Below are 12,537 nucleotides of genomic sequence, written 5' to 3' on the forward strand. Positions count from 1 at the left end.
CGCTCAGTGCGGGCGCCCGGCGATCTTGTCGGCGACCACCGCGATGGGCGAGGTCCGGGCACGGCCGCGGCCCTCGTGCCAGTCGGCTGCCTTGTAGGCCAGATACATGCCGCGCACACCGAGCCAGCGCAGCGGCTCGGGCTCCCAGTTCTTCGACCGGTGCCCCACCCACGGCAGTTCTGTCAGCGGCGTCGCCCGGCCCAGCACCAGGTCGGCGAGCGTGCGGGCGGCGAGGTTGGTGGCGGTGACGCCGTGCCCGACGTAGCCGCCGGCCCAGCCCAGCCCGCTGCCCCGGTCGAAGTCGACGGTCGCCTCCCAGTCGCGCGGCACGGCGAGCACCCCGCACCAGCCGTGCGCGATCCCGATGCCGGCCACCTGCGGCAGCACCGTGCGCAGCGTCGCGGTCAGCGCCGCGATCGTGCGCGCGGGCACCTGGCCGTCGCGGTCGGTGCGGGAGCCGAACCGGTACGGGACGCTGCGCCCGCCGATCGCGATGCGGTCGTCGACCGTGCGCTGCGCGTAGAAGAAGCCGTGAGCGGTGTCGCCGAGCGTCTCCCGGCACTGCCAGCCGATCTCGTCCCACACCTCGGCCGGGATCGGGTCGGTGGCGATCATCGAACTGTTCATCGGCAGCCAGCGGCGTTTGAGCCCGGGCAGGCCCGCGGTGAATCCCTCGGTGGCGCGCAGCACCACGGGCGCGCTGACGGTGCCGCGCGGCGTGACCGCCCGTCCCGCCGCGATCTCGAGGACCGGCGAGCGTTCGTAGATGTCCACGCCCAGCGCGGCGACGGTGTCGGCCAGCCCGCGGACCAGCGCGGCGGGCTGGATCCGGGCGCAGTGCGGGTTGTGGTAGGCCGCCACCACATCGCTCAGCCGAATGCGTTGCGCCGCTTCGTCTTTGGACAACTCCGCGATACCGTCGACCTGCCAGCTGCGCTCGGCCGCCGCCGCGGCGGCCAGTCGGCCGGCCTGGGCGCGGTTGCGGGCCACCTCCAGCGTCCCGCCCTTGACGATGCCCGCCTCGATGCCTTCCCGGGCGGCCACGTCGATGACCTCGTCGACGGCCTCGTTGAGAGCACGCTGCCACGCCACCACCCCGTCGCGGCCGTACTGACGGGCCATCCGCTCACGGTCCCCGGGCACCAGCCCCGACAGCCAGCCGCCGTTGCGCCCCGATGCGCCGAACCCGGCGAAGCGCGCCTCCAGCACGATGATGCGCAGACTCGGGTCGGCCTTCTTCAGGTAGTACGCCGTCCACAGTCCGGTGTAGCCGGCGCCGACGATGCACACGTCCGCGTCGCGACTGCCCGGCAGGGGCGCCCTCGGCGTCGGCAGGCCGTCGAACCAATGGGAGATCTCACCGTTGCGCACCGACAGATTGTGGCAGCACCGGCGATGTCGGTGTGCGGGTGCAGGCTGTCCGCATGTGTTGGCTCTGCGATCACCCCACCGCGACCCGGCAGGACTATCTGAACGTCCTGCGCGAGAAGGTGCTCAGGAACGGGTGGACGATCCAGTACGTCGAGGACACCATGCCGTTCGCGTACACGGTCGGGCTGTCGGATGAGAGCCTGCCCGAACTGATGGTGACCAGCGTGTCGGCGCCACGGGCGCTGCGCCTGCTGGGGGCGATGGCCGTCGGGATTCGGCAGGGCGTGCGGTGGAATCCCGGCGACCTGGTGACGATCGACAACGGCCCGCTCGTCGAGTTGGTCGAGGTGGACCACCCGGACGTGCACTGTGGCTGGGCCGTGAGACATGCCGAGGGACCCATCCGGGTGCTGCAGGCCGTATGGGCGGATGGTCGCGGGCGCTGGCCGTGGTCGCCGACGTTCTGCGACGGGTGGCGGCGGCAGCCGGTGCTCGGGCTGCGGTCGCGCGTCGCCTGAGCTCAGCGCCGGGCGGCGCGGAGACCGACCCAGAACTTCGCCGCCTCGCGGATCGATTCCTCGACCGGTCGCGGCTGCCAGCCCAGTTCCCGCTCCGCCTTGGTGCAGTCGACGGGCGCCTCGGCGCGCATCAGCCTCATGGAGTCCAGCGAGAGGCGTTGATCGGTCCCCGTGAGCCGGGCCTTGAGACTGCCCAGTGCGGCCATCGCGTACGACAGCGGCAGGGGCATGGTCTTCGCCGGAGCGGGGACGCCCGCGGCCTCGGCCGCGATCCGCACCACCTCGGCGTTGGAGATCATCTTCTCCGAGATCAGATACCGCTCACCGACGCGACCCTTCTCGGCGGCCAGCAGCAGCGCCTGAGCGGCGTCGTCGATGCCGACCGCCTCGAGCTGGATCCCGCCCATCACGAACGGCAGCTTGCCGAACGCGGCACCGGCGATGATGGCGCCGTGCGGGGTCCGGCCCCAGTCCCCCGCACCGTAGGTGGTGGACACGCACATCGCGACGGCGGGCAGCCCGCGCGTGCGCACGTACTCCATCACCAGGTTCTCGGCCTGCACCCGCGAGCGCACGTAGGGGGTCAGACCCTTGTCGACGATCACGTCGTCCTCGGTGGCGGTGTGACCGCGTCGCCGCCCGACCGTCGCATAGCTGCTGGTGAAGACGAACTTCTGCAGCCCGGCGGCGACGGCCGGTTCGGTGGCGATGTCGAGGACGTGGCGGGTGCCGTCGACGTTGGTGCGGAACAGCGGCGCCGGGTCGCGCAGCCAGCCGCGGGTGTCGACGACGCAGTAGTAGACGACGCCGCAGCCGATCATCGCCTCGCGCAGCACCTCGGCGTTCCAGATGTCGCCGGTGAACCGGGTGACGGCCAGCCCGTCGATGCCCCGGGTGTTCGCGCCCTCGCGCACCATCACCCGGACGTCCTGTCCCGCCTCCACGAGGTGGCGGGTGACGTGGCTGCCCAGGTAGCCGTTGGCGCCGATCACCAGCACCGGAGCGACGGGAGAAGATCCGGTCACTTGCCCACCCGGGCCATCCACTCAGCCGCCTCGTCGGGCAGGGTGCCGAGCTCGTGCGCCTTCGCGCACCACTTCAGCGTCGCCCTGACGAACCGCAGCGGGTTGTAGATGTCCTCCTGGCGGCGCCATTTGCCGTCACCGGCGTAGGTGACGATCGAGATGTTGGTGGCGCTGATGATGGTGCCGTCGCCCGGGTCGCGCATCGGGTTGTCCAGTTCGCAGATGACGCGGCCGGTGTCGGGGTCGAACACCTTCCACAGCGACGGGAACGCCGTCATGTGATTACCGGGGAACGTCTCCATGGTGTTCCAGATCCACGGTCGCACCTCCTCGCGTCCGCGCATCGTGCCCGCCGCGTGCTCGATGTAGAGGACGTCGTCGGTGTACTGCTCGACCCAGGGGTCCCAGTCGCGCGTCGTCGCCGCGCGGTCGACCGTCCGCTCGAACTCGGCGAACTCGTCCGCGAGTTCCTCGCGCGAGAAAGCACTGCCCGTCACGACATGAACTAGAACACGTTCTACCCGCTGTTGTCGAGGGCCGTCGGGATTAAATGCGCAGCCCAGACCGTTACAGAAGCACTATGTCGAAGGTGTACAACAAGAACCCGAAAGCGGTCGACGGCCTATCGCCCGAGCAGTATCACGTCACCCAGCGCAACGGCACCGAGCGGCCGTTCACCGGGGAGTACTGGGACAACCACGAACCCGGCATCTACGTCGACGTCGTCTCCGGCGAACCGCTGTTCGCGTCGGTCGACAAGTTCGACAGCGGCACCGGCTGGCCGAGTTTCACCCGGCCGATCGAGACGGCCAACGTCCGTGAGAAGCGTGACTTCTCGCATCTGATGATCCGCACCGAGGTGCGCTCCGCGCACGGCGACAGCCACCTCGGGCATCTGTTCACCGACGGCCCCCGCGCCGACGGCGGACTGCGCTACTGCATCAACTCCGCGGCGCTGCGCTTCGTCCACCTCGACGAACTCTCCGAGCAGGGATACGAGCAGTACCGTGGATTGTTCACCGACACTGACAACTCGACCGCCGATGAGGAGCAAGCGTGAGCGAATACAAGCGGGCCGTGCTGGCCGGTGGCTGCTTCTGGGGCATGCAGGATCTGATCCGCAGGCAGCCCGGCGTGGTGTCCACCCGCGTCGGCTACACGGGCGGGCAGAACGACCACCCCACCTATCGCAACCATCCGGGTCACGCCGAGGCCGTCGAGATCGTCTACGACCCGGCGCAGACCGACTACCGCGCGCTGCTCGAGTTCTTCTTCCAGATCCACGATCCGACGACGAAGAACCGTCAGGGCAACGACGTCGGGAGCAGCTACCGATCCGAGATCTTCTACGTCGACGACGAGCAGCGCGAGGTCGCGCTCGACACGATCGCCGATGTCGACGCCTCGGGACTGTGGCCCGGCAAGGTGGTCACCGAGGTCAGCCCGGCACCCGACTTCTGGGAGGCCGAGCCGGAGCATCAGGACTACCTGCTGCACTACCCGAACGGCTACACCTGCCATTTCCCGCGGCCGGGCTGGAAACTGCCGAAGCGCACCCAGGTCTGACGCGAGCGAACGGCTAGGGGCGGCGGCGCACCACGATGCGTCCGCCGTCCTTCGGCGTGTGCGCGACACCGCGGAAGTGCGACTTCTCCGCAGGCGCGGTCGTCGGCTCGATCACGAAGTGCCGCAGCACCGTTCGCAGCACGACGTCCATCTCGACGTTGGCGAAGGTGGCGCCGACGCATCGCCGGGTGCCGCCGCCGAACGGGATGTGCGCGAAGGTCGGCGGCCGCTGCCCGACGAAGCGCTGCGGGTCGAAGCGGTCCGGGTCCGGGAACTCGTCGGTCCGGCGGTGCATCTGCGCGATGGCCACCAGGATCGAGTAGCCCTGCGGGATCACCCAGTCGCCCAGCTCGAAGGTCGGCGCCTGCACGTGCCGGCCGGCGAAGTCGATGATCGTGCGGGTGCGCTGGATCTCGAGGAGCGTCGCCTGCCGGTATTCGTTGTCGTCGGTGTCGGCCTCAGCGGCCAGCCGCGACAGCACCTCGGGGTGCCGCGTGATGCGTTCGAAGGCCCATCCCAGCGTGGCGGCGGTGGTCTCGTGGCCGGCGGCCAGCAGTGTGAGCAGCTCGTCGCCGACATCCTGGCGCGACATCGTCGAACCGTCCTCGTAGGTGCTGCGCAGCAGCAGGGAGAGGACGTCGTCGCGGGTGTCCAGGTTCGGGTCGGCCAGCACGGCGTCGATGAGCCGGCCGATGATCTCGTCGTAGCGCTTGCGGTACTGCGCGAGCCGGCCCCACGGGGTGAAGCGGCCGTAGGTCCGCGACGGCATCGGGAGCACCGCCAGCCGCGACCCGAGCGTCACCCACGGCGGGATGCTGCGGCGCAGCTCGTCCAGATGCGCGCCGTCCGCACCGAAGACCGCACGCAGGATCACGTTCAGCGTGATCCGCATCATCGGCTCGAGCGTCTCGAAAGGCTCACCGTCGGGCCAACTCTCGGCTTCGCGCAGGGTCTCCTCTTCGAAGATGCGCTCGTAGTTCTTGATGCTCTTGCCGTGCAGCGGAGGCGTCAGCAGTTTGCGGCGCAGCCGGTGGTCGGTGCCGTCGAGGGCGAACACCGAACCCGGCCCGAGAACGCGCGACAGGTTCGGCTGGATGTTGACGACCTCGTCGGGGTTGGCCATGAACACCTGTTTGGCCAGGCCGGGATCGGCGACGATCACGGTGCGGCCGAAGACGGGGATGGTCATGGTGAACACGTCGCCGCAGCGGCGCGCGATCTGGCGCACCGTCCATTTCCGCGAGACGGAGAAGGCGACGCCCTGCAGGGAACGGGGGATGGCGGGACTCGGTGGCAGCCGCGCCGCGGACAGCGGCGTGGTACTGCGGTGTACCACAGTCATGTCCGGTACGGTACCGGTTGGTACCACGGGGACGCAAGGGTGAGGACATGACCGAGACGCCGGTGCTGACAGGGGACCGCCTGCTCGACGGGCTGACCGCCTCCATCGTCGAGCGCGGCTACCGGGACACCACGGTGGCCGACATCGTGCGGCATGCGCGCACGTCGAAGCGCACGTTCTACGAGCAGTTCGCCGGTAAGGAGCAGTGCCTCATCGAACTGCTTCGCCGCAACAACAGTGACCTCATCGACGGCATCCGCGCCGCCGTCGTCCCCGACGACGACTGGCACACCCAGATCCGCTCGGCCGTCGACGCCTACGTCGCGCACATCCGGGCCCGGCCGGCGATCACGCTGTGCTGGATCCGCGAGGCCCCGGCTCTGGGTGTGGTGGCGAGGCCCCTCAACCGGCAGGTGATGAGCGATCTCACCGAACTGCTCGTGACAGTGACCGAGAACCCGGGCTTCCAGCGTGCCGGCCTGACACCGGTATCGCCGCCGATCGCGCTGATCCTGCTCGGCGGCCTCCGGGAACTGACGGCGTTCTTCGTCGAAGAAGGACGCGACGTCGCGGGCATCACCGAGCCGGCGGTGGCCGCGGCCACCGCGCTGGTCGCACCGCCACCGGACTGACAGGTCGACGACGTGCACGGTGATTGCCAGGAAAGTCACCGTCCGTTCAACTGGTCAGAACCTCTGTGCCGCTGAGCGTTCGGGCTGACCATGCGCGCGCCCCGTACATTTCCACCGTCCTCACACCCCTTTCGAAGGCGACCGTATGCATTCGTCCATTGGCAAACCTCTCGTGGCGCTCGTCTCGGCAGCCTGCCTGGCGGCCCCGGCCATGACTCCGACTCCCCACCACTCCGTCATCACGCAATCCTCGATGCCCGTGGAGCTCTCGGCTTCGGTGACATCCTTCGACCCGCTTCCGGCCTCGGCGCGGGCTCTCGTCACTCCCGTAGCCCCCACGGACCCGGCCACGCTGGCCGGCGCTGTCGACACGATGGCGTCACTCTCGGGTGAGGACTCCGGGTTGCTGCTGCTGAAGCTGCTGTCGGCTCCGTACCACAACTTCGCGAGCATCTCGATCGCGGTGGGCAAGGCCGTCAACGCCGGAATCCAGTTCGTGTCGCTGCCGTTCTCGATCCTCACCTACGTCATCGCGAACAAGCCCGACGACATCCCGGGCTACATCACGCAGGTCCAGAACAACCTCAAGGGCGCGCTCCCCGGGATCAGCGCCGCGATCAAGTCCGAGATCGCGTACGACAAGGATCTGATCCAGCAGATCTTCGGAGGGAACGCGCAGAATACGGCGACAGCGGCGGTGGACAACGTCTCGGCGCCTTCCGCGGTCACGGCCGACGCCACCGACACGGGCCTGGCAGTTCTCAAGCTGCTCACCGCCCCGTATCACAACGTCGCGAACATCTCGATCGCGGTCGGCAAGGCCGTCAACGCCGGAATCCAGCTGGTGTCGCTGCCGTTCTCGATCCTCACCTACGTCATCGCGAACAAGCCCGACGACATCCCGGCCTACATCACGCAGGTCCAGAACAACCTCAAGAGCGCCATCCCGGGAATCAGCACCGCCATCAAGTCCGAGATCGCCTACGACAAGGACCTGATCCAGCAGGTCTTCGGCGGCGGCGCGACTGCCATGGCCACCAACGCGAAGGAGACACCCAATCTCCTTGCAGCCGAATCGCCTTCGGCGAACGTCCTCGGAGGAACCCCCAACCTGTTGACCGCCGCCCAGGACCAGGACGACACGGCGAGCGACGCCACCCCCCACAGGGAGACGTGGAAGGAAAGGATCGCCGCGAAGAAGGCGGCCAAGGACGAGTCGGCGAGCACGGACTCCGACAAGGGCACGGACACCACACCCGCGCAGGAGTCGGCGTCGACGCCTGCGCCGATGTCCGAGGCCGAGACCGGCGCCGAGGCCGGCACCGACACCGGTGAGGCACCGACTGCGCCGAAGCACCGGCTCGGCAAGCCCGCCGGCGACAAGACCGGTGCGGCCGAGAGCACGGGCGGCAAGCACCGCAAGCCGGAGACCGACAGCGGCGCCGACGCCGCCTGACCCTCCCCACGAGATCGGCCCCTACCGGTTACGGTAGGGGCCGATTTCGTTGCCGTGGAGCGGGACTCAGGCCGGCGGTGGGGTCACCGGCAGCGGCGCCGGAGCCGGATCCGGCGGTGGCGGCAGGAACTGCACGAGCCCCGGGGGGATGTTGGTTCCCGGCGGAGGCGCCGTCCCCGGAAGGGGCTGCCCCAGCTGCTCCTGCGGCACCTGGTTGAGCAGCGCCCCGTGCAAGCGCCCGTCGACCGCCAGGTCGTAGTAGCGGCCCAGCCAGGTCCGGCCGTTCACGTCCGCGTTCTCGTCGCCCGGCGCCACGTCGAACTGCTGCCCCTGCCCCGGTGCGGCCGGAACCACGTTCTGCGGCACCCCGTAAGCGTTGTTGAAGGCTCGCAGATTCGGCGGCACGCCCGGGCCGACACCCGGCGCTGAGGGCACCGCATTCTGCCCCAGAACCGTGGTGCGGTCGATGCCGGAAATCGCTGGAGCGCCCAGCATTCCCGGAGCAGCGGGTTGCCCCGCCTGGGCGAGCATGTTCCAGCCTTCGGGGCCCAGGGGCGCGCCGATCACCGGAATGACGGGGCCCTGCGGAGGCGGAGGTGCCGGCGCAGGGGCGGGCGGGAGTGGCTCCGGCGGCGCCGGCGGCTGTGCGTGGGCAACAGCGGCGAAGACGACAGCGGCACCGGCGGCGAGAAGCGCCGCCGGTGCCTGCCGGATCACACGTGTCATACGGACTTCGTGACGCCGTAGTACGCCACGACGTCGTCGGTGTCGGTCGTCGAGCTCGTCAGCGTCGCGTAGGACCGCAGGAACGACTGTCCCGCACAGCCGTCCACCTTGATGTGCACGTCCTTGAGCGTCACGCGGGCCGGAGCGGCCTTGAACGACTTCTTGTCCACCGACACCTGGTTCACCGTGCCCGGCTTGAGGTGGATCTCGAGCGTGCCGGAGATCGGGAAGTTCACGCCGGTCGGGATCAGACCGCCGGTGATCGTCGAGCCCGAGGTGCCGACGCCGACGGAACCGATCAGGCGAACCTGACCGAGCTCGATACCGCAGCCGATCTGGTAACCGGCCTCGAGCACACCGCCGTTGAGCTTCGTCTTGCCCGATCCGGTGACCGTTCCCACGAAGGTGCCACCCACCAGGTACTCGCGCGAGGACACCGCGGTGGTCAGCGGGGCGATGGGCAGCTGCGTCTCATTGGTGGCGGCGACAGTGAGCTGCCATCCGTCGGGCGACATGACCGTCCCGGGCGGCGCGGACGCGACGATGCCGTTGTCCGGCGGCGGTCCGGCATCCGGCGGCGGCGCTCCGTCGACCGGAGGCGGAAGTGGGGCGGGCGGAGCGGGCTGGGCGAGCGCGGTGGGCACCGCGAAGGCCGGGAGAACAAGGCCGGCGGCGGCCAGCGCGAGCAACTTCTTCTTCATAAATGCAGAGGCCTCTCAAAGTCTTTCGGTGAGCGAAGTCTGTCGTGACGAACGAATCCGGGTGGGCCTACACCGCCTTCGTCACGCCGAGATAGGTGACGACGTCGTCGGTGTTGTCGGTCGAGCTGGTCAGGGTGGCGTAGGAGCGGATGAAGGACTGACCCGCGCACTGATCGGTCTTGACCCGCACGCCCGTCAGCGTGATGCGGGTCGAGGTGCCCTTGAAAGACTTCTTGTCCAGAGCCACGGTGGTCACGGTGCCGGGCTTCAGGTAGACCTTGCCCTGGAGGCTGAGCGATGCGCCGAACGCCGGGTTGCCCGTGAACGGGATGCCGATGCTGGGCGTGATGCTCGCGCCCGGGTTGATCTCCTCCTCGTCGGAGATGATGCCGCAGCCGATCTGCTCACCGGCCTCCATCGACCCGCCGGCCAGCGTCGTCTTGCCCTGACCGGTGATCTTTCCGGTGAAGGTGCCGCTCACCAGGTACTCGCGCGACGAGATCGCCGTGGTCAAGGGCGCGACAGGGAGCTGAGTCTCGTTGCTGCCCACTACTTCCAGGTGCCAGCCGTCAGGTGTGTCGAGAATTCCGGGAGGGCCGGAAGGGACTGCCCCGTCGGGCGGCGGGGGCGGCGCCGGCGCCGCATCCGCGACGGGCTGTACACCTGGATTGGCGGGTGCCGGTTGCGCCGCGACGATCGGCGCGGCCCATACCGGCGCCGCCAGGCATGCAGCGGCGAGCGTGACATAGCGGTTCAACATTGGTCTGACGACGCCTCTCGTGGTGTGTGGAACGGGTTCTTATCGCCTTTGACCCGCAGAGCGTCCATGGGCCGGGTGTCTTTTCGGTAAACGCACGGTTGCTCACTTCGATCTGACTTCTATCGAGTGCGGACCTTTGCTGGCAATACACTGTGAGCACCACTGTGAGATGTGCGGAAACCTATGAATAGACCATCACCGTCTACCTGGGCGTCGCAATCCGTTCACCTTCAGCGCATTGAGTCCACGAACTGTGGCGGTGAAACCCGTTGCAGAACATGATTTTCGCGGGTGACCGTCACGTTGAAGAATCGATCGGAGAACGAACGTGCCAACTGGATTTCGCATCGGGCAAGCGTCACTGACGGGGTGTGTCACAATCACGATGAGCTTTTTGCTGATTCCGCACGCCTCGGCACAACCCGCTGATGCGGTCGCCGATCCGTCAGCGCCCCCCGTACAGGTCGCCACCCCGGGCAGCGACAACGCCGACCCGGCCGCGGTCGCGGCGTGCGGTCAGTTCGCCGAGGTGCTCGACTCGACCGCGACGTACTACGGCGACTTCGCCGACTCCCTCGAGGCCTTCGCCGCGGTCGACTATTCCGATCCCGCCGTCGAGAGCAGCAATGTGATGGGACGCACCGCTTTACGGCAGGGAGCCGGGGTCGCGATGGCGGCCGCCAACGGCCCGGGCGTGCCGCCGGCCGTGGCCGACCCGATGCGTCAGTGGTCCGTCGACGCCACCAAACTCCTGATCAAGATGGGTCTCCGCGGCGGGCGGGACTCTTTGAACGCGACCGCCGACGAGCTCAACAACGACGCCGTTGCCACCCAGCAGGCCTGCGCCGCGGCGGGTACCCACGCATGACGCGTGCCCGCCGCCTGCGCGTGGCCGCGCTGTGCGCCGGGTCGGTGTCACTGACGCTTGTCGCCGCCGGCTGCAGCCAGCCTCCGGCCCCGCAGCCGGCCGCGTCGCACCTCGTCCCGGATTCGGCATTGAACGGACTTCTGTTGGATCCCCGCGATATTCAGTCGGTGATGAACGGTGCACCACTGATCGCCGACCCGGTGAACTCCGCGATGGACGACAACCGCAATCTGCTGCCGAACCTGAACTGTCTGGGTGTCTGGCACCCGGGCGAGACGGCCATCTACGGCGCGCCGGACACTCCGGGGGCCTGGAGTTCGGTGCGTCGTCAACTGCTCCGCGCTCCCGGCAACGACCAGTGGCGCTCGTCGGTGGTGCAGTCCGTCACGTCGTATCCGACACAGGACGCAGCGCGCGACTTCCTCGCCCAGTCCGCAGATCGGTGGGCCAGGTGCACCAACCACACGGTCAACATCACGCTCAACGATCAGAGGCTGCCCCGTTGGCGCAGCGGTGAACTCGACGCTGCGCCTGATCGTCTGAGAATGCCGATCAGCCGCACGGCCGGGACGGCGAGCTCGTCGTGCGAGCATGTGATCTCCCTGCGCACGAATGTGGTCATCGACGTCCTGGCGTGCGCGCCCCGCACCACCGACGTCAGCCAGGCGAGCGAGATCGCCGACCGCATCGCGTCGCACGTCCCGACCGCCGAGTAGTGCAGACGACACGCGACGGCGCGAACCACGCCCAGGCCGAGTACTACCTCACGATGCTCGCGGCGCGCTGGCAGACACTCGAGACCGAGATCGTCGAACGGTGCAACGAGTTGCGACGGCTCACCCCTGCTGCCCGAAAGGCGGAGCGGGGACGCAACATCCGCCGACTGATCCGGGTCAAACAGAGCGAGGTGGCCAGGTTACGGGAGATGTGCGCCGCGCTCGTCCAACGACTGGACGAGCGCTAGCCGAGCATCAGGCGCGCCGCCTTCTCCAGCTTCTGCGCGATCTCCTCGTACGTGGCGTACCCCATACCGGCGCGCACCAGCGCGCCCGAGTACAGCATCTCCAGCGTGTCCACGACCGCCGGATCGGCGTCGGGACCCACGGCGGCCGACAGGCGCTCGCGGATGTCGCGGCCGATGCGCAGCCGCAGCACCTCGACATCCGGATCCTTGCCCAGCAGTGCGGTGGTCACCGCGCCGGCGAACTCGGGCTCGTCGGCGACGAGCAGCGAGATGTGGCCGAGCACTTCGATCACCCGGACCGCCGGGTCGCCGGATTGATGCTCGGCGCAGGGTGATCCGGCGAGACGACGCCAGAACACCTCGGCGACCAGATGCTCCTTGGACGAGAAATAGGTGTACGCCGTCGCGGCACCCACGCCGGCCTCGGCAGCCACCCGGCGCACGGTGAGTCCCGCGAATCCCTCACGGCTGAGCACGTCCACGGCGGCGCGTCCCAGGCGGTCCACGGTGTCGGCCTGTTTGGCCGTCAGCCTCCGCCGCGTCGACTCCAAGGCCGGATCGGACACATGTCCGGACGCTACTACAACCCGATGCGACCAGCAACGGTA

Annotated in this window: 16 protein-coding genes; 8 read left to right on the forward strand and 8 right to left on the reverse strand. The window is 68.7% G+C overall.

Annotated features, from left to right (window positions below; genetic code table 11):
- Positions 1-3: 3 nt before the first annotated feature.
- A complete protein-coding gene (locus MCHLDSM_RS23715) occupies positions 4-1,377 on the reverse strand; it encodes an NAD(P)/FAD-dependent oxidoreductase (protein ID WP_048472267.1) in 1,374 nt (457 codons plus the stop codon).
- A gap of 47 nt (positions 1,378-1,424) precedes the next feature.
- Between MCHLDSM_RS23715 and MCHLDSM_RS23720 the strand changes: the two genes are divergently transcribed.
- The gene (locus MCHLDSM_RS23720; RefSeq protein WP_048472915.1) at positions 1,425-1,889 is read left to right on the forward strand and encodes a DUF4262 domain-containing protein; all 465 of its coding nucleotides are present in this window, start codon (positions 1,425-1,427) and stop codon (positions 1,887-1,889) included.
- A gap of 2 nt (positions 1,890-1,891) precedes the next feature.
- Here MCHLDSM_RS23720 and MCHLDSM_RS23725 read toward each other — a convergent pair whose 3' ends face one another.
- Together MCHLDSM_RS23725 and MCHLDSM_RS23730 are read right to left on the reverse strand one after the other, a co-directional pair.
- Complete coding sequence (locus MCHLDSM_RS23725; protein WP_048472268.1) at positions 1,892-2,914, reverse strand: NAD-dependent epimerase/dehydratase family protein; 1,023 nt, start codon at positions 2,912-2,914, stop codon at positions 1,892-1,894.
- Positions 2,911-3,411, reverse strand: coding sequence for a nuclear transport factor 2 family protein (locus MCHLDSM_RS23730; RefSeq protein WP_048472269.1), 501 nt, complete (start codon positions 3,409-3,411; stop codon positions 2,911-2,913). The genes MCHLDSM_RS23725 and MCHLDSM_RS23730 overlap by 4 nt, the downstream gene beginning before the upstream one ends.
- An 83-nt stretch (positions 3,412-3,494) precedes the next feature.
- Between MCHLDSM_RS23730 and msrB the strand changes: the two genes are divergently transcribed.
- The gene (gene msrB / locus MCHLDSM_RS23735; protein WP_048472270.1) at positions 3,495-3,974 is read left to right on the forward strand and encodes a peptide-methionine (R)-S-oxide reductase MsrB; all 480 of its coding nucleotides are present in this window, start codon (positions 3,495-3,497) and stop codon (positions 3,972-3,974) included.
- On the forward strand, positions 3,971-4,480 hold the full coding sequence (gene msrA / locus MCHLDSM_RS23740; RefSeq protein WP_048420164.1) for a peptide-methionine (S)-S-oxide reductase MsrA: 510 nt from the start codon (positions 3,971-3,973) through the stop codon (positions 4,478-4,480). The genes msrB and msrA overlap by 4 nt, the downstream gene beginning before the upstream one ends.
- Before the next feature lie 13 nt (positions 4,481-4,493).
- Here msrA and MCHLDSM_RS23745 read toward each other — a convergent pair whose 3' ends face one another.
- Positions 4,494-5,822 carry a cytochrome P450 gene (locus MCHLDSM_RS23745; RefSeq protein ID WP_048472271.1) on the reverse strand — a complete coding sequence of 443 codons (1,329 nt, stop codon included), beginning with the start codon at positions 5,820-5,822 and terminating at the stop codon, positions 4,494-4,496.
- A gap of 47 nt (positions 5,823-5,869) precedes the next feature.
- Between MCHLDSM_RS23745 and MCHLDSM_RS23750 the strand changes: the two genes are divergently transcribed.
- Positions 5,870-6,454 carry a TetR/AcrR family transcriptional regulator gene (locus MCHLDSM_RS23750; protein WP_048472272.1) on the forward strand — a complete coding sequence of 195 codons (585 nt, stop codon included), beginning with the start codon at positions 5,870-5,872 and terminating at the stop codon, positions 6,452-6,454.
- 145 nt (positions 6,455-6,599) lie between these two features.
- Positions 6,600-7,910 (forward strand): hypothetical protein, encoded by a 1,311-nt coding sequence (locus tag MCHLDSM_RS23755; protein WP_131722688.1) that lies wholly within the window; start codon positions 6,600-6,602, stop codon positions 7,908-7,910.
- Positions 7,911-7,976: 66 nt separating this feature from the next.
- Here the strand turns inward: MCHLDSM_RS23755 and MCHLDSM_RS23760 are convergent, their stop codons facing one another.
- The 3 genes from MCHLDSM_RS23760 to MCHLDSM_RS23770 all read right to left on the reverse strand — a co-directional run bounded on the left by MCHLDSM_RS23760 (position 7,977) and on the right by MCHLDSM_RS23770 (position 10,097).
- The gene (locus MCHLDSM_RS23760; RefSeq protein WP_048472274.1) at positions 7,977-8,636 is read right to left on the reverse strand and encodes a hypothetical protein; all 660 of its coding nucleotides are present in this window, start codon (positions 8,634-8,636) and stop codon (positions 7,977-7,979) included.
- Positions 8,633-9,337: an MspA family porin gene (locus MCHLDSM_RS23765; RefSeq protein WP_048472275.1), complete on the reverse strand. Its 705-nt coding sequence runs from the start codon at positions 9,335-9,337 to the stop codon at positions 8,633-8,635. The genes MCHLDSM_RS23760 and MCHLDSM_RS23765 overlap by 4 nt, the downstream gene beginning before the upstream one ends.
- Positions 9,338-9,404: 67 nt before the next feature.
- Positions 9,405-10,097 carry an MspA family porin gene (locus tag MCHLDSM_RS23770; RefSeq protein WP_048472276.1) on the reverse strand — a complete coding sequence of 231 codons (693 nt, stop codon included), beginning with the start codon at positions 10,095-10,097 and terminating at the stop codon, positions 9,405-9,407.
- 385 nt (positions 10,098-10,482) lie between these two features.
- On the opposite strand from MCHLDSM_RS23770, the gene MCHLDSM_RS23775 reads away from it, so the two are divergent.
- The 3 genes from MCHLDSM_RS23775 to MCHLDSM_RS23785 are packed head-to-tail and all read left to right on the forward strand — an operon-like array spanning position 10,483 to position 11,929.
- Positions 10,483-10,965: an Rv2240c family protein gene (locus MCHLDSM_RS23775; RefSeq protein WP_048472277.1), complete on the forward strand. Its 483-nt coding sequence runs from the start codon at positions 10,483-10,485 to the stop codon at positions 10,963-10,965.
- Positions 10,962-11,681, forward strand: coding sequence for a sensor domain-containing protein (locus MCHLDSM_RS23780; RefSeq protein WP_082169051.1), 720 nt, complete (start codon positions 10,962-10,964; stop codon positions 11,679-11,681). The genes MCHLDSM_RS23775 and MCHLDSM_RS23780 overlap by 4 nt, the downstream gene beginning before the upstream one ends.
- Positions 11,681-11,929, forward strand: coding sequence for a hypothetical protein (locus tag MCHLDSM_RS23785; protein ID WP_048472278.1), 249 nt, complete (start codon positions 11,681-11,683; stop codon positions 11,927-11,929). Before MCHLDSM_RS23780 ends, MCHLDSM_RS23785 begins: the two co-directional genes overlap by 1 nt.
- Here MCHLDSM_RS23785 and MCHLDSM_RS23790 read toward each other — a convergent pair.
- A complete protein-coding gene (locus tag MCHLDSM_RS23790) occupies positions 11,926-12,495 on the reverse strand; it encodes a TetR/AcrR family transcriptional regulator (protein ID WP_048420174.1) in 570 nt (189 codons plus the stop codon). The two genes, MCHLDSM_RS23785 and MCHLDSM_RS23790, sit on opposite strands and share 4 nt — an antisense overlap.
- Positions 12,496-12,537 lie beyond the last annotated feature (42 nt).

The organism is Mycolicibacterium chlorophenolicum, from assembly GCF_001044235.1.
Classification (GTDB): Bacteria; Actinomycetota; Actinomycetes; order Mycobacteriales; family Mycobacteriaceae; genus Mycobacterium; species Mycobacterium chlorophenolicum.